Source organism: Burkholderia sp. AU17457 (assembly GCF_002223255.1).
GTDB lineage: Bacteria > Pseudomonadota > Gammaproteobacteria > Burkholderiales > Burkholderiaceae > Burkholderia > Burkholderia sola.
Window position 1 is genome coordinate 732,834 of sequence record NZ_NKFB01000004.1, and the last position, 24,882, is coordinate 757,715.

A 24,882-nucleotide genomic window follows, 5' to 3' on the forward strand; every position below is an offset into this window, starting at 1 on the left:
CCCACGTCCTTCATCACAAGAATTCGCACCGCCATGACCGATCACATGATGCGCCTTGCCGGCCTCGAGCCGTTCAACGTCACGCCCGGGACGCTCTTCATCAACGTCGGCGAACGCACCAACGTCACCGGCTCGAAGGCGTTCGCACGAATGATCCTCAACGGCCAGTTCGACGAGGCGCTCGCCGTCGCGCGCCAGCAGGTCGAGAACGGCGCGCAGGTGATCGACATCAACATGGACGAGGCGATGCTCGACTCGAAGGCGGCGATGGTGCGCTTCCTGAACCTGATCGCATCGGAGCCGGACATCGCGCGCGTGCCGATCATGATCGACTCGTCGAAGTGGGACGTGATCGAAGCCGGCCTCAAGTGCGTGCAGGGCAAGGCGATCGTGAACTCGATCTCGCTGAAGGAAGGCGAGGACGCGTTCCGCCACCACGCGAACCTGATCCGCCGCTACGGCGCGGCCGCGGTCGTGATGGCGTTCGACGAAACCGGCCAGGCCGATACGTACGAGCGCAAGACCGAGATCTGCAAGCGCTCGTACGACTTCCTCGTGAACGAAGTCGGCTTCCCGCCGGAAGACATCATCTTCGACCCGAACATCTTCGCGGTCGCGACCGGCATCGAGGAGCACAACAACTACGCGGTCGACTTCATCGAGGCGACCCGCTGGATCAAGCAGAACCTGCCGTTCGCGAAGGTGAGCGGCGGCGTGTCGAACGTGTCGTTCTCGTTCCGCGGCAACGACCCGGTACGCGAGGCGATCCACACCGTGTTCCTGTACCACGCGATCCAGGCGGGGATGGACATGGGCATCGTGAACGCGGGTCAGCTCGGCGTGTACGCCGATCTCGACCCGGAGCTGCGCGAGCGCGTGGAAGACGTGATCCTGAACCGCCGCGCGGATTCCACCGACCGCCTGCTCGAGATCGCCGACAAGTTCAAGACCGGCGCCGCGAAGAAGGAAGAGAACCTCGAGTGGCGCAACCAGCCGGTCGAGAAGCGCCTCGCGCACGCGCTCGTGCACGGCATCACGACCTTCATCGTCGAAGATACGGAAGAAGCGCGCGCGAAGATCGCCGCGGCCGGCGGCCGTCCGATCAACGTGATCGAAGGGCCGCTGATGGACGGGATGAACGTCGTCGGCGACCTGTTCGGCCAGGGCAAGATGTTCCTGCCGCAGGTCGTGAAGTCGGCGCGCGTGATGAAGCAGGCGGTCGCGCACCTGATCCCGTTCATCGAGGAAGAAAAGCGGCTGCTCGCGGAAGCGGGGGGCGACGTGCGCGCGAAGGGCAAGATCGTCATCGCGACCGTGAAGGGCGACGTGCACGACATCGGCAAGAACATCGTGTCGGTCGTGCTCCAGTGCAACAACTTCGAAGTCGTCAACATGGGCGTGATGGTCCCGTGCAACGAGATCCTCGCGAAGGCGAAGGTCGAGGGCGCGGACATCATCGGGCTGTCGGGCCTCATCACGCCGAGCCTCGAGGAAATGGCGTACGTCGCGTCCGAAATGCAGCGCGACGACTACTTCCGCGTGAAGAAGATTCCGCTGCTGATCGGCGGCGCGACGACGTCGCGCGTGCACACGGCCGTGAAGATCGCGCCGCACTACGAAGGCCCGGTCGTCTACGTGCCCGATGCATCGCGCTCGGTGTCGGTCGCGTCGAACCTGCTGTCGGACGAAGGCGCGGCGAAGTACCTCGACGAGCTGAAGTCCGATTACGAACGGATCCGCGACCAGCATGCGAACCGCAAGGCGCAGCCGATGGTCACGCTCGCCGACGCGCGCGCGAACAAGACGAAGATCGACTGGGCCGGCTACCAGCCGGTGAAGCCGAAGTTCATCGGCCGCCGCGTGTTCAAGAATTACGACCTGAACGAACTCGCGAACTACATCGACTGGGGCCCGTTCTTCCAGACCTGGGATCTCGCGGGCCCGTACCCGGCGATCCTGAACGACGAGATCGTCGGCGAATCGGCGCGGCGCGTGTTCTCCGATGCGAAATCGATGCTCGCGCGGCTGATCCAGGGCCGCTGGCTGACCGCGAACGGCGTGATCTCGCTGCTGCCGGCCAACACGGTCAACGACGACGACATCGAAATCTACAGCGACGAGTCGCGCTCGGAAGTGCTGCTCACGTGGCGCAACCTGCGCCAGCAGAGCGTGCGCCCGGTGGTTGACGGCGTGATGCGGCCGAACCGTTCGCTGGCCGATTTCATCGCGCCGAAGGAATCGGGCGTGGCCGACTACATCGGGATGTTCGCGGTGACGGCCGGCCTCGGGGTCGACGTGAAGGAAAAGCAGTTCGAAGCCGACCACGACGACTACAGCGCGATCATGCTGAAGGCGCTCGCCGACCGCTTCGCGGAAGCGTTCGCCGAAGCGATGCACGCGCGCGTGCGGCGCGAGCTGTGGGGCTATGCGAGCGGCGAGACGCTCGACAACGACGCGCTGATCGCCGAGAAGTACGCGGGCATCCGCCCGGCGCCCGGCTACCCGGCCTGTCCCGACCACCTCGTGAAGCGCGACATGTTCGACGTGCTGCACGCGGACGAGATCGGCATGAGCGTGACCGATTCGCTGGCGATGCTGCCGGCCGCGAGCGTGTCGGGGTTCTACCTCGCGCATCCGGACAGCCGCTATTTCTCGGTCGGCAAAATCGGGCAGGATCAGCTCGAGGACTACGCGCGACGCATGGCGCTGTCGCTCGACGACGCGCGCCGCGCGCTCGCGCCGCAGCTCTGATCGACGCAAACGGGCGGCCCGGCCGCCCTTTCATCATACAAAATAAAAAGCCCGCTCGAACGCGGGCTTTTTGCTGTCCGGCGAACCGTTCGATCCGCCAGGCAAGGAAGCTCAGAAGCCCCAGTGCACGTCGGCCTGGCCGGCCTTCGCTTCGCGCAGCATCGTCAGGAACGGCGCGACGCGCTGGGCCAGGCTCGGCGGCACTTCGTGGTGCGCGTGGTCGGCTTCGTCCTCGTGGAAATGGCCGGCGTGCTCGGCGCGCTCCTGCTTCGCCTGCGCGACCGCGCCTTCCAGCTTGGCGATCGCGTGGTCCAGTTCGTCGTGCGTAATCACACCGCGCTCGCCCAGCTGCTTGCCGACGAGACCCAGCACATACACGGCGAAATCCTTCAGCACGTCGAGATCCTGTGCCGCCTTGCTCTTGAACGTAATCATGACAATTCCCTTTTCATCTTGTTGTGCCTGCGCGGCGCGGTTGGGGAACGCCCACAGACCGGCGTCCGGCCTCGCGGACGCGGGCCGCCTGAGCGGCATATTAGCACCTGTTAAAATTCTGCGATCCCTGAAACGCGCGCTTAAAAAGCGCGCCGGCGGCCGGGCATTTCCGGCCGCCACCAACGAAGCCTTCTACCAGCATGCTGCCAGCACACAAACAGACCCTCGAAGCCCTGCTCGCGGATAGCGTCAAGCAGGTCGCACACGCGCTGAAAGGCGCCGACGCGGCGTTCGTCGCCCCCGCCATCACGCTGGAGCGCCCGAAGGTCGCCGCGCACGGCGACGTCGCATGCAACGTCGCGATGCAGCTCGCGAAGCCGCTCGGCGCGAACCCGCGCCAGCTGGCCGAGCAGATCGTCGCCGCGCTGACCGCGCAGCCGGCCGCGCAGGGCCTCGTCGAAGCCGCCGAGATCGCCGGCCCCGGCTTCATCAACCTGCGCCTGTCGGCCGCCGCGAAACAGGCGGTGATCGCCGCCGTGTTCGACCAGGGCCGCGCGTTCGGCACGTCGGATCGCGAGAAAGGCAAGCAGGTGCTGCTCGAATTCGTGTCGGCCAACCCGACCGGCCCGCTGCACGTCGGCCACGGCCGTCAGGCCGCGCTCGGCGACGTGCTCGCGAACGTGATCGCAAGCCAGGGCTATGCGGTGCACCGCGAGTTCTACTACAACGACGCGGGCGTGCAGATCGGCAACCTGGCGATCTCGACGCAGGCGCGCGCCCGCGGCCTGAAGCCGGGCGACGCGGGCTGGCCGGAAGCCGCGTACAACGGCGAGTACATCGCCGACATCGCGCGCGACTACCTGAACGGCGAAACGGTCGCCGCGTCGGACGGCGAGCCGGTCAAGGGCGCGGGCGACGTCGAGGATCTCGACGCGATCCGCAAGTTCGCGGTCACGTACCTGCGTCGCGAGCAGGACATGGACCTGCAGGCGTTCGGCGTGAAGTTCGACCAGTACTACCTCGAGTCGTCGCTGTACAGCGAAGGCCGCGTCGAGAAGACGGTCGACGCGCTGATCAAGGCCGGCATGACCTACGAGCAGGACGGCGCGCTGTGGCTGCGCACGACCGACGAAGGCGACGACAAGGATCGCGTGATGCGCAAGTCGGACAGCACGTACACGTACTTCGTGCCGGACGTCGCCTACCACGTGACGAAGTGGGAGCGCGGCTTCACGAAGGTGATCAACATCCAGGGCTCGGACCACCACGGCACGATCGCGCGCGTGCGCGCCGGCCTGCAGGGGCTGCACATCGGGATCCCGAAGGGCTATCCCGACTACGTGCTGCACAAGATGGTCACGGTGATGCGCGACGGCCAGGAAGTGAAGATCTCGAAGCGCGCGGGCAGCTACGTGACGGTGCGCGACCTGATCGAATGGTCGGGCGGCGCGGCCGCAGGCCAGGAAGCGGCACCCGACCTGATCGACGAGGCGACCATCACGCGCGGCCGCGACGCGGTGCGTTTCTTCCTGATCTCGCGCAAGGCCGATACCGAGTTCGTGTTCGACATCGACCTCGCGCTGAAACAGAACGACGAAAACCCGGTCTATTACGTCCAGTACGCGCATGCGCGGATCTGCTCGGTGCTCAACGAACTGAAGTCGCGCTACAACGTCGACGTCGCGCAACTGCCGGGCGCCGACCTGTCGCAACTGACGAGCGCGCAGGCGACGTCGCTGATGCAGAAGCTCGCCGAGTATCCGGACATGCTCACGCACGCGGCGAACGAGCTGGCGCCGCACGCGGTCGCGTTCTACCTGCGCGATCTCGCTGGCGAATTCCACTCGTTCTACAATGCGGAGCGCGTGCTGGTCGACGACGAAGCGCCGCGCAATGCGCGCGCCGCGCTGCTCGCCGCGACGCGGCAGGTGCTCGAGAACGGCCTGGCAGTGCTCGGCGTATCCGCGCCCGCCAAGATGTAAGGATGTCAGCGCGGCCCCGGACCGGGCCGCGAATGGCCGCGGCGGCACCTGCCGGCGGATGCCCGCCGGCGGACGCCCGCCGCAGCCCTCTCACGATTCTTTTTGCAGGTGACTCAAGCAATGGCACAACCACGCCGAACTTCGAAGCAATCGAAACAAGCAGGAGGGACATTTCTTGGAATCGTGCTGGGCCTGATCGTCGGCCTCGCGATCGCCGTGGTGGTGGCGCTCTACATCACGCGTTCGCCGTCGCCGTTCGTGTCGAAGGTCGCGCCGCCGCCGGCAGACAACGGCGCGAGCCAGCCGCAGCAGTTCGACCCGAACCGCGCGCTGCAGGGCAAGACGCCCGGCCAGCCGGTGCCGCAGGCCGCGCAATCCGCGCCGCCCAACACCGCGCCCGGCCAGGCCGCGAACCAGACCCAGGGCGGCCTGCTGCCCGAGCCGCAGATCGTCGAAGTGCCGCCGTCGGGCAACCCGAACGGCGCCACCGGCTCGAACAACACCGCCGCGTCGAACAATCCGTCGTCGGGCAACGGCGTCGCCGTCGCGCCGAAGCCGGCCGACACCACGCCGCCGCCGAAGAAGACGCAACAGGCGCAGCAACAGCAGCAAGGCGGCGAGGACGACCTCGCACGCTTCGCCGCGCAGAAGCAGGCGCAGCAGGCCGCCGCGCAAAAGCAGCAGCAACAGCAGCAGGCCGCGAACACGCCGAAGCCGACGTCGTCGGCCACGGCCGCCGCGGCAGCAACGGCGAAGCCGCCGACCGCGAACGACGCGAACACCGGCTACTTCCTGCAGGTCGGCGCGTACAAGACGGAAGGCGATGCCGAGCAGCAGCGTGCGCGCCTCGGCTTCCAGGGCTTCGAATCGAAGGTGTCGAAGCGCGACGTCAGCGGCGTGACCTACTTCCGCGTGCGCGTCGGCCCGTTCTCGAAGTTCGAGGATATGAACTCGGCCCGTCAGCGCCTGTCCGATGCAGGTGTCGACACGGCGGTGATCCGCTTCACGAAGCAGTAAGCCAACCGGCCGCGCCCACGCAGAACCCGTTACGTTCCGTAACCCGAGCAACTGATTCGACGTTCACAACATGAAAAAACTGCTTAGCACGCTCCTTCTGTCCCTGGGCCTGGCCGCCGGCCTCGCGCAGGCGTCGCCCGCCGCGCCGGCCGCCGGCAAGGATTTCGAGGTGATGAAGTCGCCGCAGCCGGTGTCCGCGCCGGCCGGCAAGGTCGAGGTCATCGAGTTCTTCTGGTACGGCTGCCCGCACTGCTACGAATTCGAGCCGACGATCGAGGCCTGGGTGAAGAAACAGGGCAACAACATCGACTTCAAGCGCGTGCCGGTCGCATTCCGTGACGATTTCCTCCCGCACTCGAAGCTGTTCTACGCAGTGTCCGCGCTCGGCATTTCCGAGAAGGTCACGCCGGCGATCTTCAACGCGATCCACAAGCAGAAGAACTATCTGCTGACGCCGCAGGCGCAGGCCGACTTCCTGGCCACGCAAGGCGTCGACAAGAAGAAGTTCATGGACGCGTACAACTCGTTCAGCGTGCAGGGCGAGGTGAACCAGTCGGCCAAGCTGCTGAAGGACTACGCGATCGACGGCGTGCCGACGGTCGTCGTCCAGGGCAAGTACAAGACGGGTCCGGCTTACACGAACAGCATCCCGGGTACCGCGCAGGTGCTCGACTTCCTCGTGAAGCAGGTTCAGGACAAGAAGCTCTGATCCCCGCCCGCGCGCCGGCATGACTACTCCGCTGAAGGTCTTCATCACCGGCGCGTCGAGCGGCCTCGGCCTCGCGATGGCCGAGGAATACGCCCGCCAGGGCGCCACGCTCGCGCTCGTCGCGCGGCGCACCGATGCACTCGACGCGTTCGCGCGGCGTTTCCCGAAGCTGTCCATCTCCGTCTATTCCGCCGATGTGCGCGACGCCGACGCGCTCGCGACGGCCGCCGCGTCGTTCATCGCCGCGCACGGCTGTCCCGACGTCGTGATCGCGAACGCGGGCATCAGCCAGGGCGCCGTCACGGGCCAGGGCGACCTCGCCGCGTTCCGCGACGTGATGGACATCAACTACTACGGGATGGTCGCGACGTTCGAGCCGTTCGTCGGCCCGATGACGGCCGCGCGCCACGGCACGCTGGTCGGCGTCGCGAGCGTCGCCGGCGTGCGCGGGCTGCCCGGCTCCGGCGCGTACAGCGCGTCGAAATCGGCCGCGATCAAGTATCTGGAAGCGCTGCGCGTCGAGCTGCGCCCGGCCGGCGTCGGCGTCGTGACGATCGCGCCCGGCTACATTCGCACGCCGATGACCGCGCACAACCCGTACAAGATGCCGTTCCTGATGGACGCCGACCGCTTCGCCGCGCGCGCGGCGCGCGCGATCGCCCGGCAGCACGCGTTCCGCGTGATTCCATGGCAGATGGGGGTCGTCGCGAAGGTGCTGCACGTGCTGCCGCGCTGGCTGTACGACCGCCTGTTCGAAAAGGCGCCGCGCAAGCCGAAGGCCGGCGCGCACTGAGTGCGTCGCGGATCCGGCGCGCGTCTCGCCGGATCGCTGTCGCGCCGCGGCCTGACCTTCATCGCGATACCGCGCGAATCCGCGCGGATCTCTCCCCTCGTATCGCACCCCGTACCGCACCCCGTACCGCGCACCGCTGCCGCACTCCGTTCCGTCGCGCGCGTCGCGCCGCGCATTTCCGCCGCGTATTCGCAGCCACTCGTCCCGCCCGTCGCCCCCACGCCGCGCTCGCCCTACCCGCTCCGCCGCATCAACACCCGTTCCGTCGCGAACGCAGCCGTTTTTCGGTCAATTCACCGCGTTCCGACGCCTTTTTTCACGCGCCGCGCGCTTTGACGGTATGCTATTCGTCAGCCGCGCCGGCCCTGCACGCTTCCGGGCCGCGCCTGCCTCCGTCATCCAGCGAAAAACACACGCCACGTGGGAGATCCTATGCACGTCAAGCTGTTCGCCGCGGCCGCCGTGGCCACGGCCCTCGCCGCCCTTGCCGCCCCCGGCGTCGCCGCCGCCAAGCCGCTCACCGTCTGCACGGAATCGAGCCCGGACGGCTTCGACGTCGTGCAGTACAACTCGCTCGTCACGACCAACGCGTCGGCCGACGTGATCTTCAACACGCTCGTGTCCTACGACGAAGCCGCGAAGAAAGTCGTACCCGCGCTCGCGGACAAATGGGAAGCGAGCGCCGACGGCCTCACGTACACGTTCCACCTGCGCCCGAACGTCGCGTTCCAGACCACCGACTATTTCAAGCCGGGCCGTGCGCTGAACGCGGACGACGTCGTGTTCACGTTCGCGCGGATGCTCGACGATGCGAATCCGTGGCACAAGGTGGCCGGCGCGAGCGGCTTCCCGCACGCGCAATCGATGGGCCTCGTGAAGCTCGTGAAGTCGGTCACGAAGGTCGACGACAGCACGGTGAAATTCGTGCTGAACGAGCCGAACGCGACGTTCGTGCCGATCCTGACGATGGGCTTCGCGTCGATCTACTCGGCCGAATACGCGGACCAGTTGCTGAAGGCCGGCAAGCAGGCCGACCTGAACGCGAAGCCGGTCGGCACCGGCCCGTTCGTGCTGAAGAGCTATACGAAGGACGCGCTGATCCGCTACGACGCGAACCCGACGTACTGGGGCACGAAACCGAAGGTCGACCGGCTGATCTACGCGATCACGCCCGACCCGTCGGTGCGCCTGCAGAAGGTGAAGGCCGGCGAATGCCAGATCGCGCTGTCGCCGAAGCCTCAGGACGTGCTCGCCGCGAAGGGCGAAAGCGCGCTGAAGGTCGTGCAGACGCCCGCGTTCATGACCGCGTTCGTCGCGCTGAACACGCAGAAGAAACCGCTCGACAACGACAAGGTGCGCGAGGCGCTGAACCTCGCGTTCGACCGCGCGACCTACCTGAAGGTCGTGTTCGACAACACCGCGACGGCTGCGAACAACCCGTATCCGCCGAACACGTGGAGCTACGCGAAGGACGTCGCGCCGTATGCGTACGATCCCGCGAAGGCGAAGCAGCTGCTCGCGCAGGCCGGCTTCCCGAACGGCTTCTCGACAACCATCTGGACGCGCCCGACCGGCAGCGTGCTGAACCCGAACCCGAAGGTCGGCGCGGAACTGCTGCAGGCCGATCTCGCGAAGGTCGGCGTGAAGGCGGAGGTGAAGGTGATCGAATGGGGCGAGCTGATCAAGCAGGCGAAGCTCGGCCAGCATGACATGCTGTTCATGGGCTGGGCCGGCGACAACGGCGATCCGGACAACTACCTGTCGCCGCTGTTCAGCTGCAATGCAGTGAAGTCGGGCATCAACTTCGCACGCTTCTGCGATGCGCAGCTCGACAAGCTGATCGCCGACGGCAAGTCGACCGCCGATCAGGCCAAGCGCGCGAAGCTGTACGAAAGCGCGCAGAAGATCATCCACGACGAGGCGCTGTGGATCCCGCTCGGTTATCCGACCGCGGCCGCGCTCACGCGCGCGAACGTGAGCGGCTATCGCGTGAGTCCGTTCGGACGGCAGAACTTCACGACGGTCGCCGTGCAGTAACCGTGCGTGGCGCGCAAGCGACGGCGCACACGCCGCTCGCTTGCGGCCCGCGCGCCGCGCTTGCTACACTGCGCGCTCATTCCTCATACCGGACGCCAGCCAAAGTGAACAACTAAGCCTTCCCGAAATGTTTTCGCCGCCCGTGCCACGCACGCCGCGCGCGAAGGTCTTCATGCATTTTTGGAGGTGCTTATGGCTGCTGCCACGCCCACCGGCGCGCTCGTCGCGCTTCATCACGTTTCCTTCCGCTTCGACGACGGCGTCACGCTGTTCGATTCGCTCGACCTGTCCATCGACCGCACGCCGACCGGCATCGTCGGTCGCAACGGCGTCGGCAAGAGCCTGCTCGCGCAACTGATCGCGGGCCGGCGCGCGCCGAGCGCGGGGACGATCGAGCGGCATGCGCCCGTCGTCTACGTCGCGCAGCAGCACGATCACGACCGCGCCGACGCGGCGGCCGCCCCGCCGAGCGTCGCGCAGATCGCCGCGCTCGATGCGCCGCTCGGCGCGCTCGCGCGTCTCGCGGACGGCCGCGCGACACCGCACGACTTCGACCTGATCGGCGATCGCTGGGATCTTGCCGAGCGGCTGCGCACGGCGCTCGACGCGGCCGGCCTGCACGACGTCCATGCCGACACGCCCGCACACGCGCTGAGCGGCGGCCAGCTCGCGCGCGTCGCGCTGATCGGCGCGCTGCTGTCGGGCGCCGGCCTGCTCGTGCTCGACGAACCGACCAACCATCTCGACGCACCGGGCCGCGCGTGGCTGCGCGCGGCGCTCGACGGCTGGCGGGGCGGCGTCGTCATCGTCAGCCACGACCGTGCGCTGCTCGCCGGCGTGCAGCGCATCGTCGAGCTGACGCCGCACGGCGCGCGCTCGTACGGCGGCAATTACGCGCTCTACCGCGCGCAACGCGACGCGCAACAGGAGGCCGCGCACGCGGCACTCGATCATGCGCGCACCGAGCGCGGGCGCGTGCGGCGCAGGCTCGAACAGGAGCACGACACGATCCAGCGCCACGCGGCCGCATCGCTGCGCGACGCGAAGAAGGCCAACCTGTCGTCGATGGCGCGCCAAAGCCGCAAGGGCGCGGCGCGCGCGATCATGGGAACGGTCCGGCGCCATCAGAGCGACTTCAAGGCGACGCTCGACACGCGCGTGCAGGAAGCGGCCGCGCGCGTCGAAGCCGACGCGCCGGTGCTCGTCTCGCTGCCGGGCACGGAAGTCAGCGCGCGCCGCCAGCTGTTCACGCTCGAGTGCGCTCGATTGCCGTGGCGCGTCGCGGGCGACGCCGACACGATCACGTGGTCGGCGAGCGGCGCCGTGCGCATCGCGCTGACCGGGCCGAACGGCTGCGGCAAGTCGACGTTGCTGCGGATGCTCGCGGGCGAACTTGCGCCGCGTTCAGGTAGCTGCACGACGCACGTGAGCGCCGCGTATCTCGACCAGCGGCTCGCGCTGCTCGACCCCGAGCGCTCGGTCGTCGAGCAACTGGGTGCGCTCGATACGCCGCTCGCGGAAGGCGACCTGCGCAGCCGTCTCGCGCTGCTACAACTCGATGCGACACGGGCGACGCAACCTGCGCGGCAACTGAGCGGCGGCGAGCGGCTGAAGGCCGCGCTCGCCTGCGCGCTGTGGCGCGGCACGCCCGCGCAACTGCTGCTGCTCGACGAGCCGACCAATCACCTCGATCTCGAATCGGTGCGCGCGATCGAAGCCGCGCTGGCCGGCTTCCCCGGCGCGATCGTGGTCGCGTCGCACGACGCCGCGTTTCTCGCGGCGCTCGAACCGACGCACACGATGCAGTGGCAGCGCGACGGATGGCGTTACGAACCCGTCGCGTAACGACGACGACGCGCGCTCAGCCGGCGATGCGGAACCGCAGCACCCCGTCGTCCCCCTGCTCGCGCACGAGTTCGCCCGCGAGCCACAGCAGGTTCAGGTGCGCGAGCGCCTCGCCGAGCGCGAAGGTCATCTGGTGGATGTCGAGCTCGCGGCGGCGGAACATGATCGGCACGATGTCGGCCGCGCTCATCGGCCGCTGCGCGCACGCGACGCGCACTTCGGCCAGGCGCGCATCGTGGTGTTCGCGCAGCTGCGCGATGCGCGTGCGCACGCCGCGGAACGGCTTGCCGTGCGACGGCAGCACGAGCGTGTCGGGCGCCATCGTCTCGTAGCGGCCGAGCGATTCGAGGTACAGCGCGAGCGGGTTCGCTTCCGGCTCGAGATCGAACACCGACACGTTCGTCGAGATGCGCGGCAGCACCATGTCGCCGGAAATCAGCACGCCGTCCGCGTCGCTGTGGAGCGCGCAATGTTCAGGCGAATGACCGAAGCCGGTGACGACGCGCCACGTGCGCGCGCCGATCGTCACCGCGTCGCCTTCGCGCAGGCGCCGGTAGCGCGGCGGCACGGCCGGCACGAGGTCCGAGTAATAGCTGCGGCGGTTGCGCAGCTTGTCGAGCGCGGCCGGATCGGTCAGCCCGTGGCGCGCGAAGTGCTCGGCGGCGGCCGCGCCGCCCGCGTTCGAACCGTTGCCGGCCGCCATCAGACAGCCGAACAGGTATTCGCCGAGCGTCATCCACAGCCGCACGTTCCAGCGGCCCTTGTCGCCGCCTTCGCACAGCCAGTTCGCGAGGCCGAAGTGATCGGGGTGGCAGTGCGTGACGAGCACGCGCAGCACGGGCAGGCCGTCGAGATGCGTGTCGAAGATCCGCTCCCAGTGCGTGCGGATCGCGTCCGACGCGATCCCGCAATCGACGATCGTCCAGCCGGCCTGCCCGTCGATCTCGTCGCGCAGCAGCCACAGATTGATGTGGTCGAGCGAGAACGGCAGCGGCATGCGCAGCCAGCGCACGCCGGGCGCGACCTCGAACGTGTCGCCCGCGGCGGGCAGCGTATCGGCGAAGGGATAGTCGAGTTGGTGTTCCAGGGCGTTCATCGGTGGGGCGTCTCGTCGTTATCGGTGCGAATGCGCGCCGGCGGCAGCGCGCGGCGGGCGTGCGTCGATTCTATCGCCGTCGCGCGAAACAGGTGCCCGACGCGCGCCGGACCGCCGCAAAAAAGTTCGTGTCAGAATCGGTTCCGTACCCGTATCTTTACGCGAAGATGCGCCGAACGGCGCCCAACGGCGAACAACACGCCGATTCACGACCGCTCGCGCGTCACTGCGAAAGTCCTTGAAACGCCGACTTGGGCGCTAAAATGGCGAGTGCTTACAGCCCCTTGAACGAGCCTGCACGCGATGAATCACTTCCCCAAACTGCTGTCGTCGCAGATCGGTTTCGACGTCGCGCAGACGATGCTCGAATACTTCGATCGCCATTACCGGATCTTCCGCGAAGCGGCGGTCGACGCGAAGACGCTGTTCGAGCGCGGCGACTGGCACGGGCTGCAGCGGCTCGCGCGCGAACGGATCACGTCGTACGACGATCGCGTGAAGGAATGCGTCGAGGTGCTGGAGGACGAATACGACGCGGAGAACATCGACGACGAAGTGTGGCAGCAGATCAAGCTGCACTACATTGGCCTACTCACGTCGCACCGCCAGCCCGAGTGCGCGGAAACCTTCTTCAATTCGGTGTGCTGCAAGATCCTGCACCGCTCGTATTTCAGCAACGATTTCATCTTCGTGCGCCCGGCGATCTCGACCGAGTACCTGGAGAACGACGAGCCGGCCGCGAAGCCGACCTACCGCGCGTACTATCCGGGCACCGACGGGCTCGCGGTCACGCTCGAGCGCATCGTCACGAACTTCCAGCTGGAGCCGGCGTTCGAGGATCTCTCGCGCGACATCGGCTGCGTGATGCAGGCGATCGACGACGAATTCGGCCACTTCGACGAAGCGCCGAATTTCCAGATCCACGTGCTGTCGTCGCTGTTCTTCCGCAACAAGAGCGCGTACATCGTCGGCCGCATCATCAACGCCGATCGCGTGCTGCCGTTCGCGGTGCCGATCCGCCACGTGCGCCCGGGCGTGCTCGCGCTCGACACCGTGCTGCTGCGCCGCGACCTGCTGCAGATCATCTTCAGCTTCTCGCATTCGTACTTCCTCGTCGACATGGGCGTGCCGTCCGCGTACGTGGATTTTCTCTGCACGATCATGCCGGGCAAGCCGAAGGCGGAGATCTACACGTCGGTCGGGCTGCAGAAGCAGGGCAAGAACCTGTTCTACCGCGACCTGCTGCACCATCTGTCGCATTCGAGCGACCGCTTCATCATCGCGCCCGGGATCAAGGGCCTCGTGATGCTCGTGTTCACGCTGCCGTCGTTCCCGTACGTGTTCAAGATCATCAAGGATCACTTCCCGCCGCCGAAGGAAACGACGCGCGCGCAGATCATGGAGAAGTACCAGCTCGTGAAGCGCCACGACCGCCTCGGTCGGATGGCCGACACGCTCGAGTATTCGAGCGTCGCGCTGCCGCTCGCGCGGCTCGATCACGCGCTCGTGCGCGAACTCGAGAAGGAAGTGCCGTCGCTGCTCGAATACGAGGACGACAAGCTCGTGATCAAGCACCTGTACATCGAGCGCCGAATGACGCCGCTGAACCTGTACCTGCAGAACGGCAGCGACGCGGACGTCGAGCACGGCGTGAAGGAATACGGCAACGCGGTGAAGGAGCTGATGAAGGCGAACATCTTCCCCGGCGACATGCTGTACAAGAACTTCGGCGTCACGCGCCACGGCCGCGTCGTGTTCTACGACTACGACGAGATCGAGTACCTGACCGACTGCAACGTGCGGCGCGTGCCGGCGCCGCGCAACGAGGAAGACGAGCTGTCCGGCGAACCGTGGTATACCGTCGGCCCGCACGACATCTTTCCGGAGACCTACGGGCCGTTTCTGCTCGGCGACCCGCGCGTGCGCGACGTCTTCATGAAGCATCACGCGGACTTTTTCGATCCCGCGCTATGGCAGGCGAGCAAGGACAAGCTGATGCAGGGCGAATTGCCCGATTTTTATCCGTACGACACGACCCTGCGCTTCAGCGTGCGCTACCCCGCGCGCTTCGACGCGACGGGCCGGAACGACGACGCAGGCGACGCGCAGCGCGCCGCCTGACGCCGGCAACACCCGATCCGATATCGACTTGATTTCCGCCAACGGAATCCACACCGATGACTACCCAAGACAATCCGCTTTCACATCTGTTCGACAACAACGATGCCTGGGTCAAGCGCCAGCTCGCCGACGATCCCGATTTCTTCGCACGGCTCGCCGACCAGCAGGCGCCGGAATATCTGTGGATCGGCTGCTCCGATTCGCGCGTGCCGGCGAACCAGATCATCGGCCTGCCGCCGGGTGAAGTGTTCGTGCATCGCAACATCGCGAACGTGGTCGTGCACAGCGACCTGAACTGCCTGTCGGTGATCCAGTTCGCGGTCGACATCCTGCGCGTGAAGCACATCATGGTCGTCGGCCACTACGGCTGCTCGGGCGTGAACGCGGCGCTGCACAACCGCCGCGTCGGCCTCGCGGACAACTGGCTGCATCACGTGCAGGACGTGCGCGAACGCCACGCGGCGCTGCTCGACGAATGGCCGGTCGGCGAAGCGCGGTATCGCCGCCTGATCGAGCTGAATTCGATCGAACAGGTCGTCAACGTGTGCCGCACGACGATCGTCAACGACGCGTGGGCGCGCGGCCAGTCGCTCACCGTGCACGGGCTCGTGTACGGCGTGCACGACGGCCGGATGCGCAACCTCGGGATGTCCGTGTCGAACTTCGACGCGCTCGACGCAACCTACCGGCGCTGCGTGGCGGCGCTGACCGCACGCGGCCAGCACGCGCCCGACAACGACATGGTCGCGGCCGACGCCGCGCAGCTCGAAGACGTCGCGCAGGCGGTCGCCGCCACGCTGAAGCCGTGCGACGACGCGCAGTAACGTGCAGTGACGCGCCAGCCGCCTGACGTCGGCTGCCACGCGGGCGCGGCACGCATCGAACGGATCTGACACCGGCACTGCCTCGGCGGCGCCAACCCAAGGAGCGACGGCATGAAAACCGTATTGATCGTCGGCGCATCGCGCGGCCTCGGCCGCGAATTCGTCCGGCAATACCGGCGCGACGGCTGGAACGTGATCGCCACCGCGCGCGACGCGGCGTCGCTCGATGCGTTGCGTGCGCTCGGCGCGCAGCCGCATGCGCTCGATATCGCGCAGCCCGCGCAGATCGCGGCGCTCGGCTGGAAGCTCGACGGGGAGCGGCTCGATGCGGCCGTGCTCGTGTCGGGCGTGTACGGGCCGCGCACCGAAGGCGTCGAGACGATCACCGCCGAGGATTTCGACACGGTGATGCATACGAACGTGCGCGGGCCGATGCAGTTGCTGCCGATCCTGCTGCCGCTCGTCGAGGACGCGCGCGGCGTGCTGGCCGTGGTGTCGAGCCGGATGGGCAGCATCGCCGAGGCGACCGGCACGACCGGCTGGCTCTACCGCGCGAGCAAGGCCGCGCTGAACGACGCGCTGCGCATCGCGTCGCTGCAGACGCGTCATGCCGCGTGCATTTCGCTGCACCCCGGCTGGGTGCGCACCGACATGGGCGGCGCGCAGGCCGCGATCGATCCGGAAACGAGCGTGACCGGCATGCGTCGCGTGATCGCCGAATCCGCTTCGGACGTATCCCAGGCCAACGGCCGGTTCTTCCAGTACGACGGCATCGAGCTCAGCTGGTGAGCGGCGCCGGTAACCGGACGTTGTTAATTCGCATTTCGCATGATTTTGAACCGACCTGACGCGTGCCCGTGCGGCGGCGCCTCCCCCGCACCCGCCGGCAACGCGCCGGCGCCGCGCTACGCCGCCTGCTGCGGCCGCTTCATCGACGGCGGGCAAGCCGCCCCGACCGCACTCGAATTGATGCGCTCGCGGTACAGCGCGTACGTGCTCGGCGCGACCGATTATCTGCGCGCGACGTGGGCCGCGCGCACCTGCCCGCCCGATCTCGAGGCCGACCCGGCAGCGCCGGACGCGCCGCGCTGGCTCGGCCTCGCGGTTAAACGCCACGTACCGCTCGACGACCGGCACGCGGAGGTCGAATTCGTGGCGCGCTACAAGGTCGGCGGACGCGCTTACCGGCTGCACGAGATGAGCCGTTTCGAGCGCGACGAGCAGGGATTCTGGCGCTATGTCGACGGCGAAGTAAGTGAACGCTGACAAATAGTTGCCATGTCAGACGCCGGGTAATTCCCGCATTGCACAACCTGATTTTGTCGGGCTACGATGGGCTCGAATTGGTCATGTTGCATGGCAGGGCTTACGGATGGCGTTCAGCAAGGTATTGGTGGGATGGATGGCGGCCTGTGCGCTGTCGGCCGCTCAGGCCGGTACGCTGCCGAGCGCCAGTACGGGTGCGGGCGCCAGCGGGTCGCTCGCCCACGCCGAGCATTTCGACTACGCCGACTCGAATCTGCCGCAGGTCGCCGCCGATCTCAACGAGCAGATCCTCCGCATTCCGGCCGACGCTTCGGGCGCCATCACGCTCGAGGCGACACTGTTCAAGCCGAACGGGCCCGGCCCGTTCCCGCTCGTCGTCTTCAACCACGGCAAAAATACCGGCGATCTCCATCTGCAGCCGCGCAGCCGGCCGCTCGCGTTCGCGCGCGAATTCGTGCGCCGCGGCTATGCGGTGATCGCCCCGAATCGCCAGGGCTTCGCCGGTTCGGGCGGCACGTACCAGCAGGAAGGCTGCAACGTCGGCAAGAACGGCCTCGCGCAGGCCGCCGACGTCGATGCGACGGTGCGCTACATGTCGCGCCAGCCGTACGTCGATGCGTCGCGCATCGTCGTCGCCGGCACGTCGCACGGCGGCCTCGCGTCGGTCGCGTACGGCACCGAAGCCGCGGCGGGCGTGCGCGGCATCATCAACTTCTCCGGCGGGCTGCGCCAGGACCTCTGCGACGGCTGGCAGCGCAACCTCGTCGACGCGTTCGACCACTACGGCGCGCATACGGCCGTGCGGTCGCTGTGGCTGTACGGCGACAACGATTCGGTGTGGACGCCCGCGCTCGTCGCGCAGATGCACGATGCGTACGTGTCGCACGGCACGCAGGCCCGCTTCATCGATTTCGGCCGCTACAAGGACGATGCGCACCGGCTGATCGTCGATCGCGACGGCGTGCCCGTATGGTGGCCGGCCGTGCACGCCTTCCTCGCCGAACTGAACCTGCCGACCGCGGTGCGCTATGCGGTCGCCGACCCGCACGAGCCGAAGGCCACCGGTTACGCATCGATCGATGCAGTCAACGCGGTGCCGTACGTGGACGAAGCGGGCCGCGAAGGCTATCGCCGCTTCCTGAACCAGCATCCGAGCCGCGCGTTCGCGGTGTCGTCGGAAGGCGCATGGTCGTGGGCCGAAGGCGGCGACGACCCGATGGCGCTCGCGCTCGACAACTGCGCGAAGCAAGGCGCCGGCGCGTGCCGGCTGTATGCGGTCAACGACCGCGTCGTGTGGAACGCCAACACGACACAGACGGCCGACAACGGCGACGATCACACCCGCGATACCGATACGCGCGCACTGGCTTCGCGCTGACGCGCTCGTCGTTCCTCCTGCTTCCCCCTTCGCGCGCCGTCGATTCAAGGTCGCCGCGGCCCCCCGCCTGCGCGTCCAATCGAGCACACGCCGCGTAATGCTCGTTTTGACGAGCAATCGACTTGAATTCGCGCCAGATCTCGTCCAGCCATCCGGGCCTTCCGCCCCCTGTCGATCCGACGATGCACGAAGCAAGATCGCCCCTCGTCGCCGCAAATACCGCACCCTCATCGCTCCCCATATTTCGTCGCTGCATCGCCCCTCGCCCCGCGATTTTTTCTGTCGGGGGGTGTCACTCGAACGTCGTCATCTGCGCGCATTTCGCCCGATCCGCCGCGTTCCGTTCCGAGCACCCCCGAACTGCGCCGAACTCCCGCCCAGCAAGGCTGTGCGGCGTTTGTAACCGCTAGTGCAACGTCCGGCGGAACACGCTAATCTCTGCGCGTTTCGTATTGCGCCGCGCGGCATCCCGTCGATGCCGCGCGGTCGTTTTACCCCCGGAGTCGCCTTGAGTACGCCAGCCACCGACGACTGGGTCGCGCGCAGCCTGCGCGCGGTCTGGCACCCCTGCACCCAGATGAAGCACCACGAGCGCCTGCCGCTCGTCCCCGTCGCACGCGGCGCGGGCGTGTGGCTGTACGACCGCGACGGCCGCCGCTATTTCGACGCGATCAGCTCGTGGTGGGTCAACCTGTTCGGCCATGCGAACCCGGACATCAACGCGGCGCTGAAGGACCAGCTCGACACGCTCGAGCACGCGATGCTCGCCGGCTGCACGCACGAACCGGCGATCGAACTCGCCGAACGGCTGCATGCGCTCACCGCGCGCACGCTCGGCCATGCGTTCTTCGCGTCGGACGGCGCGTCGGCCGTCGAGATCGCGCTGAAGATGAGCTTCCACGCGTGGCGCAACCGCGGCCGCGCGAACAAGCAGGAATTCGTCTGCGTCGCGAACAGCTATCACGGCGAGACGATCGGCGCGCTCGGCGTGACCGACGTCGCGTTGTTCAAGGATGCGTACGACCCGCTGATCCGCCACGCGCACGTGGTCGCGTCGCCCGATGCGCGCGGCGCGCTGCCGGGCGAGACGGCCGCCGACGTCGCGGGCCGCGCGCTCGCGGACGTGCGGCGCCTGTTCGTCGAGCGCGGCGACCGGATCGCCGCGCTGATCGTCGAGCCACTCGTGCAGTGCGCGGCCGGCATGGCGATGCACGATCCGTCGTACGTGCGCGGGCTGCGCGCACTGTGCGACGAATTCGGCGTGCACCTGATCGCCGACGAGATCGCGGTCGGCTGCGGCCGCACCGGCACCTTCTTCGCGTGCGAGCAGGCCGGCGTCTGGCCCGACTTCATGTGCCTGTCGAAAGGCATCAGCGGCGGCTACCTGCCGCTGTCGCTGGTGCTCACGCGTGACGACGTGTTCGCGGCGTTCTACGACGACGACACGACGCGCGGCTTCCTGCATTCGCACTCATACACGGGCAACCCGCTCGCGTGCCGCGCGGCAGTCGCGACGCTCGACCTGTTCGCGCGCGACGACGTGCTCGCGAGCAACGCCCGTAAATCGGCGACGCTGCGCGCGGCGCTCGCGCCGCTCGACGCGCATCCGCAGGTGCGCCACCCGCGCGAGCGCGGCACGCTGTTCGCGTTCGACGTCGCGCTCGACGGCGATGCGGCGCGCGGCTTCTCGCGGCGTTTCTTCGAACACGCGCTGGCGCGCGAACTGCTGCTGCGCCCGATCGGCACGACCGTGTACCTGATGCCGCCGTACGTGATGAGCGACGACGACATCGCATGGCTCGCGCAGCGCACGCGCGACACGCTCGACGCGACGCTGGAGGACCTCGGCCGATGAGCCTGCTCGACACCCTGCAACGCGGCCTCGCCGACCTCCACGCGCAAGGGCTGCGCCGCGTGCGACGCATCGCCGACACCGCGTGCGACGCGCGCATGACCGTGAACGGCCGCGAGATCGTCGGCTTCGCGAGCAACGACTACCTCGGCCTCGCCGCGCATCCGGCGCTCGTCGCCGCGTTCGCCGAAGGCGCGCAGCGCTACGGCTCCGGCAGCGGCGGCTCGCACCTGCTCGGCGGCCATTCGCGCGCGCACGCCAAACTGGAAGACGAACTCGCGGGCTTCGCGGGCGGCTTCTCCGACGCGCCGCGCGCGCTGTACTTCAGCACCGGCTACATGGCGAACCTCGCGGCGATGACGGCGCTCGCCGGCAAGGGCGCGACGATCTTCTCCGACGCACTGAACCACGCGTCGCTGATCGACGGCATGCGGCTGTCGCGGGCGAACGTGCAGGTCTATCCGCATGCGGACATGGCCGCGCTCGCCGCGCTGCTCGACGCATCGGATGCGCAAACGAAGCTGATCGTCAGCGACACCGTGTTCAGCATGGACGGCGATATCGCGCCGCTCGCCGAGCTCGTCGCGCTGGCCGAACGCCACGGCGCGTGGCTCGTCGTCGACGATGCACACGGCTTCGGCGTGCTCGGCCCGCAGGGTCGCGGCGCGCTTGCCGCCGCCGCGCTGCGTTCGCCGAATCTCGTGTACGTCGGCACGCTCGGCAAGGCGGCGGGCGTCGCGGGCGCATTCGTGATCGCGCATGAGACCGTGATCGAATGGCTGATCCAGCGCGCGCGCAGCTACATCTTCACGACGGCCGCGCCGCCGGCCGTCGCGCATGCGGTATCGGCAAGCCTGAAGGTGATCGCGGGCGACGAAGGCGACGCGCGCCGCGCGCACCTCGCCGCGCTGATCGAACGCACGCGCGCGCTGCTGCGCAGCACGCGCTGGCAGCCGGTCGATTCGCACACGGCCGTGCAGCCGCTCGTGATCGGCAGCAACGACGCGACGCTCGCGGCGATGCGCGCGCTCGACGCGCACGGCCTGTGGGTGCCGGCGATCCGGCCGCCGACGGTGCCGGCCGGCACGTCGCGGCTGCGCGTGTCGCTGTCGGCCGCGCATTCGTTCGACGATCTGGCAAGGCTCGAAGCCGCGCTGATCGAAGCCAGCGAGGAGGCAGCGGCATGACCACCGCCCCGCTGTCCGTCTTCGTCACCGGCACCGACACCGAAATCGGCAAGACCTTCGTGTCGGCCGCGATGCTGCACGGCTTCGCGCGGCACGGCCTGCGCGCGGCCGCATTGAAGCCGGTCGCGGCCGGCGCGTACGAACGCGACGGCGTGTGGCGCAACGAGGACGCGGACCAGCTCGACGGGGCCGCGAACGTCGTGCTGCCGCCGGAACTGCGCACGCCGTTCCTGCTGAAGGCGCCTGCCGCGCCGCATATCGTCGCCGCGCACGAAGGCGTGACGCTCGACCTCGACACGATCGTCGCGTGCCATCGCGAAGCGCTGACGCGCGCGGACGTCGTCGTCGTCGAAGGCGTCGGCGGCTTTCGCGTGCCGCTGAACGACACGCAGGACACCGCCGATCTCGCGGTCGCGCTCGGCCTGCCCGTCGTGCTCGTCGTCGGCGTCCGGCTCGGCTGCATCAGCCACGCGTTGCTGACGGCCGATGCAATCGTCGCTCGCGGCCTCACGCTCGCGGGCTGGGTCGCGAACCACGTCGACCCGGCCATGTCGTTCGCCGACGAGAACGTCGCGACGATTCGCGACTGGCTCGCGCGCGAGCACCGCGCGCCACTGCTCGGCCGCATCGCGCACATGACGCCGGCCGCCCCCGAATCCGCCGCGGCGATGCTCGACATCGCCGCGCTCGTCGAGTCGCTGCGCACCGCGCGGCATTGACCCAACCGATCCCCCATCCCGCCAGGACAGGAAAACGAAATGACCCAAGCCCAGACCGCCGCCGTGCAACCCGACGCGATTCCCGTGGCTGCGCCGGCCCCGCAGCGCTGGCGCGTCGCCGACGTCGTCGCGCTGTTCGAGCTGCCGTTCAACGATCTGATGTTCCGCGCGCAGCAGGTGCATCGCGAGCACTTCGACGCGAACGCGGTGCAGCTGTCGACGCTGCTGTCGATCAAGACGGGCGGCTGCGAGGAAGACTGCGGCTATTGCTCGCAGTCGTCGCATCACGACACGGGCCTGAAGGCCGAGAAGCTGATGGACGTCGACACGGTGCTCGACGCCGCGCGCGCGGCGAAGGCGAACGGCGCGAGCCGCTTCTGCATGGGCGCCGCGTGGCGCAACCCGAAGGAGCGCCACATGCCCGCGCTGACCGAAATGGTGCGCGGCGTGAAGGAACTCGGCCTCGAGACCTGCATGACGCTCGGCATGCTGGAAAACGAACAGGCTCGGCAGCTCGCCGACGCGGGCCTCGACTACTACAACCACAACCTCGACACGTCGCCGGAGTTCTACGGCCAGGTGATCTCGACGCGCACGTACCAGGACCGCCTCGACACGCTCGACCGCGTGCGCGACGCGGGCATCAACGTGTGCTGCGGCGGCATCATCGGGATGGGCGAATCGCGCCGCGAGCGCGCGGGCCTGATCTCGCAGCTCGCGAACCTGAACCCGTATCCGGAATCGGTGCCGATCAACAACCTCGTCGCGATCGAAGGCACGCCGCTCGAAGGCACCGCGCCGCTCGACCCGTTCGAGTTCGTGCGCACGATCGCGGTCGCCCGAATCACGATGCCGAAGGCCGTCGTGCGCCTGTCGGCCGGCCGCGAGCAGCTCGACGACGCGATGCAGGCGATGTGCTTCCTCGCGGGTGCGAACTCGATGTTCTACGGCGACCAGCTGCTGACGACCAGCAACCCGCAGACGCAGCGCGACCGTGCGTTGTTCGAGCGGCTCGGCATCCGCGCGAGCCAGGCCGACGCGCTGTCGGACAACGCGTAAGCGATAGCGGCCGGCGCGCCGCGCCCGCCGATGAAAAAGCCGGGGCATGCCCCGGCTTTTGTTTTACCCGACCGTCGGCATCGGGTCGCGCGACGCGCCATGAATCGACGGTGTTCTCGACGCGCCGACGCGCAGCTTCGGCATACGCATTACACGTGCGACGCCGCGCCGTCGAGCGCCGCGCGCACGCGCTCGACGCGCTGCGCATCGACGGGCGCCAGCACCTCGCCGCGCGGCCGCACGCCCGAGCCGAAATGCACCGCGCGCACGCCGGTCGCGCGCACGAAATCGCCGACCGCGTCGACCGTGAGCCCCGAACCGGCCAGCACCGTGCAGGTCGTGCCCGCCGCCTGCCGCACGAGCCGCGTGATCGTCGCGACCGCGTCGAGCACCGACGGATGACCGCCCGACGTCAGCACGGACGTGACGGCCGGCACGCGCAGCAGCGCGTCGAACGCGGCGTTCAGATCGCGCGCGACGTCGAACGCGCGATGGAACGTGAGCGCGCGCCCGTCCGCGGCGGCCGCGATCCGGGCGAGCGCGCCGAGATCGACGTCGCCGCGCGCATCGAGCGCGCCGAACACGACGCCGTTCGCGCCGGCCGCGACGGCCGCGCGCACGTCACGCTCGATCACGCGCAGCTCGTCGGCGTCATAGACGAACGAGCGGCTGTGCGGACGCACGATCACGTTGACGGGAATCGGCACGGCGGCCACGACGGCCTCGATCAGGCCGACGCTCGGCGTCAGCCCGCCTTCGGTGATCGCGGTCACGAGTTCGAGGCGGTCGGCGCCCGCACGGGCGGCGACCTTCGCATCGCCGACGGTCGTGGCGATCACTTCGAGGAGAACGGAAGAAGCGGCATGTCGGTTCATGGGCGGCCCGCGAATCGTCTGGACAATTCGCGCATCCTAGCCGAGCCGCGCGACGGACGCCAGCGTGCCGGCCGCCGCGTATTTCAGCCAGGTCCGTCAGCCGCGCCGCACGAGCCAGACGCCGCCGAGAGCGGACAACGCCGTCACCGCGGTGCCCGGTACGAACCGGAACATCCGCGCGTTGACGTACGCGCCCTGCTGCTGCATCACGTCGACGATCGCCGGCGTGAGCACGAGCATCGCCCAGCCGATCATCCCGAACGCGGTGGTCGCGGCCGCGACGAGCAGCGTGATGCCCGCACCGCGCGCACGCGGCCGGAACGCGCCGGCAAACGCGCCCGCGGCGAGCAGCCCGGCCGACACCGCGAACAGCACGGCGACGAATACGGTCGTCGCGCCCGTCTGGCCAACCTTCATGAACGCGACCATCTGCGCGGCGATCATGCAGAAGCCGGCGATCGAGAACAGCACGATCGCCAGCGCGTTGCGCACGAAGCTCACGCGCGGGCCTGCCTGAAATACGCGGTCGCCGGGCGCCGGAACAGCAGGTAAACGAACACCGCGAACAGCAGGACGCCGGGGATCAGCACCGCGAGCATCGACGCCGGCATGTTGATCAACGAGAACGCGATGCCGAACACGAACGTCACGATATAGGCCTTGCGCGACCATTCGCGGCCTTTCAGGATCGCGATGCCGATCACGACGTTGGCGGCCTCGACGATCATGCTGATGCCGAACGTCGCCCACACGGGCAGCAGGTAGTGCGACATCAGCGCCTGGGTGGTCGGCATGCCGATCGAGAACGGCGTATAGACGCAGGTGATCGCGTTGGTCACGATGATGATCCACGCGAGGATGGTCAGCGAGATCGGTCTTTTCATGGCGTTTTCCTTTTTATATTCGCCGCCATGGTGGCCCCCGGGACGGCGCGCG

Annotated in this window: 21 protein-coding genes; 16 read left to right on the forward strand and 5 right to left on the reverse strand. The window is 68.1% G+C overall.

Features of this window, described 5'->3' with window-relative positions:
* Nucleotides 1-33 precede the first annotated feature (33 nt).
* Nucleotides 34-2,751, forward strand: coding sequence for a methionine synthase (gene metH / locus CFB49_RS15780; protein ID WP_179234906.1), 2,718 nt, complete (start codon nt 34-36; stop codon nt 2,749-2,751).
* A 111-nt stretch (nt 2,752-2,862) separates the two neighbouring features.
* On the opposite strand, the gene CFB49_RS15785 is transcribed toward metH, so the two are convergent.
* Nucleotides 2,863-3,186 carry a DUF1840 domain-containing protein gene (locus CFB49_RS15785; protein WP_006489103.1) on the reverse strand — a complete coding sequence of 108 codons (324 nt, stop codon included), beginning with the start codon at nt 3,184-3,186 and terminating at the stop codon, nt 2,863-2,865.
* A 200-nt stretch (nt 3,187-3,386) separates the two neighbouring features.
* Between CFB49_RS15785 and argS the strand changes: the two genes are divergently transcribed.
* The 6 genes from argS to CFB49_RS15815 all read left to right on the forward strand — a co-directional run bounded on the left by argS (nt 3,387) and on the right by CFB49_RS15815 (nt 11,569).
* Nucleotides 3,387-5,168 carry an arginine--tRNA ligase gene (argS, locus tag CFB49_RS15790; protein ID WP_089491714.1) on the forward strand — a complete coding sequence of 594 codons (1,782 nt, stop codon included), beginning with the start codon at nt 3,387-3,389 and terminating at the stop codon, nt 5,166-5,168.
* 120 nt (nt 5,169-5,288) lie between these two features.
* A complete protein-coding gene (locus tag CFB49_RS15795; protein WP_089491715.1) occupies nt 5,289-6,185 on the forward strand; it encodes an SPOR domain-containing protein in 897 nt (298 codons plus the stop codon).
* Between the two features lie 70 nt (nt 6,186-6,255).
* Complete coding sequence (locus tag CFB49_RS15800; RefSeq protein ID WP_011694426.1) at nt 6,256-6,894, forward strand: thiol:disulfide interchange protein DsbA/DsbL; 639 nt, start codon at nt 6,256-6,258, stop codon at nt 6,892-6,894.
* A 19-nt stretch (nt 6,895-6,913) separates the two neighbouring features.
* The gene (locus tag CFB49_RS15805) at nt 6,914-7,687 is read left to right on the forward strand and encodes an SDR family oxidoreductase (protein ID WP_089491716.1); all 774 of its coding nucleotides are present in this window, start codon (nt 6,914-6,916) and stop codon (nt 7,685-7,687) included.
* Nucleotides 7,688-8,119: 432 nt separating this feature from the next.
* The gene (locus tag CFB49_RS15810; protein WP_089491717.1) at nt 8,120-9,724 is read left to right on the forward strand and encodes an ABC transporter substrate-binding protein; all 1,605 of its coding nucleotides are present in this window, start codon (nt 8,120-8,122) and stop codon (nt 9,722-9,724) included.
* A 192-nt stretch (nt 9,725-9,916) separates the two neighbouring features.
* On the forward strand, nt 9,917-11,569 hold the full coding sequence (locus CFB49_RS15815; RefSeq protein ID WP_089491718.1) for an ABC-F family ATP-binding cassette domain-containing protein: 1,653 nt from the start codon (nt 9,917-9,919) through the stop codon (nt 11,567-11,569).
* Between the two features lie 16 nt (nt 11,570-11,585).
* On the opposite strand, the gene CFB49_RS15820 is transcribed toward CFB49_RS15815, so the two are convergent.
* The gene (locus tag CFB49_RS15820) at nt 11,586-12,665 is read right to left on the reverse strand and encodes an MBL fold metallo-hydrolase (protein WP_089435697.1); all 1,080 of its coding nucleotides are present in this window, start codon (nt 12,663-12,665) and stop codon (nt 11,586-11,588) included.
* Nucleotides 12,666-12,968: 303 nt separating this feature from the next.
* Here CFB49_RS15820 and aceK point away from each other — a divergent pair, with 303 nt between their 5' ends.
* The 9 genes from aceK to bioB all read left to right on the forward strand — a co-directional run bounded on the left by aceK (nt 12,969) and on the right by bioB (nt 23,071).
* Complete coding sequence (aceK, locus tag CFB49_RS15830; protein ID WP_089491719.1) at nt 12,969-14,786, forward strand: bifunctional isocitrate dehydrogenase kinase/phosphatase; 1,818 nt, start codon at nt 12,969-12,971, stop codon at nt 14,784-14,786.
* A gap of 56 nt (nt 14,787-14,842) precedes the next feature.
* Nucleotides 14,843-15,610 (forward strand): carbonate dehydratase, encoded by a 768-nt coding sequence (gene can, locus CFB49_RS15835; RefSeq protein WP_069620181.1) that lies wholly within the window; start codon nt 14,843-14,845, stop codon nt 15,608-15,610.
* Between the two features lie 111 nt (nt 15,611-15,721).
* Nucleotides 15,722-16,399 (forward strand): SDR family oxidoreductase, encoded by a 678-nt coding sequence (locus tag CFB49_RS15840; protein WP_069620180.1) that lies wholly within the window; start codon nt 15,722-15,724, stop codon nt 16,397-16,399.
* A gap of 39 nt (nt 16,400-16,438) precedes the next feature.
* The gene (locus CFB49_RS15845; protein WP_089491720.1) at nt 16,439-16,876 is read left to right on the forward strand and encodes a YchJ family protein; all 438 of its coding nucleotides are present in this window, start codon (nt 16,439-16,441) and stop codon (nt 16,874-16,876) included.
* Between the two features lie 106 nt (nt 16,877-16,982).
* Nucleotides 16,983-18,254, forward strand: a complete 1,272-nt coding sequence (locus CFB49_RS15850) for a dienelactone hydrolase family protein (protein WP_089491721.1) — start codon at nt 16,983-16,985, stop codon at nt 18,252-18,254.
* Between the two features lie 508 nt (nt 18,255-18,762).
* The gene (gene bioA / locus CFB49_RS15855; protein ID WP_179234907.1) at nt 18,763-20,109 is read left to right on the forward strand and encodes an adenosylmethionine--8-amino-7-oxononanoate transaminase; all 1,347 of its coding nucleotides are present in this window, start codon (nt 18,763-18,765) and stop codon (nt 20,107-20,109) included.
* On the forward strand, nt 20,106-21,293 hold the full coding sequence (gene bioF, locus CFB49_RS15860; RefSeq protein ID WP_089491723.1) for an 8-amino-7-oxononanoate synthase: 1,188 nt from the start codon (nt 20,106-20,108) through the stop codon (nt 21,291-21,293). The genes bioA and bioF overlap by 4 nt, the downstream gene beginning before the upstream one ends.
* Nucleotides 21,290-22,012: a dethiobiotin synthase gene (gene bioD, locus CFB49_RS15865; protein ID WP_089491724.1), complete on the forward strand. Its 723-nt coding sequence runs from the start codon at nt 21,290-21,292 to the stop codon at nt 22,010-22,012. Before bioF ends, bioD begins: the two co-directional genes overlap by 4 nt.
* A 39-nt stretch (nt 22,013-22,051) precedes the next feature.
* A complete protein-coding gene (gene bioB / locus CFB49_RS15870; RefSeq protein WP_089435703.1) occupies nt 22,052-23,071 on the forward strand; it encodes a biotin synthase BioB in 1,020 nt (339 codons plus the stop codon).
* A 149-nt stretch (nt 23,072-23,220) separates the two neighbouring features.
* Here the strand turns inward: bioB and CFB49_RS15875 are convergent, their stop codons facing one another.
* The 3 genes from CFB49_RS15875 to CFB49_RS15885 all read right to left on the reverse strand — a co-directional run bounded on the left by CFB49_RS15875 (nt 23,221) and on the right by CFB49_RS15885 (nt 24,830).
* Complete coding sequence (locus tag CFB49_RS15875; protein WP_069620173.1) at nt 23,221-23,946, reverse strand: copper homeostasis protein CutC; 726 nt, start codon at nt 23,944-23,946, stop codon at nt 23,221-23,223.
* Between the two features lie 96 nt (nt 23,947-24,042).
* Nucleotides 24,043-24,447, reverse strand: coding sequence for a hypothetical protein (locus CFB49_RS15880; protein WP_089491725.1), 405 nt, complete (start codon nt 24,445-24,447; stop codon nt 24,043-24,045).
* On the reverse strand, nt 24,444-24,830 hold the full coding sequence (locus CFB49_RS15885; RefSeq protein WP_069620171.1) for a hypothetical protein: 387 nt from the start codon (nt 24,828-24,830) through the stop codon (nt 24,444-24,446). Before CFB49_RS15885 ends, CFB49_RS15880 begins: the two co-directional genes overlap by 4 nt.
* Nucleotides 24,831-24,882 lie beyond the last annotated feature (52 nt).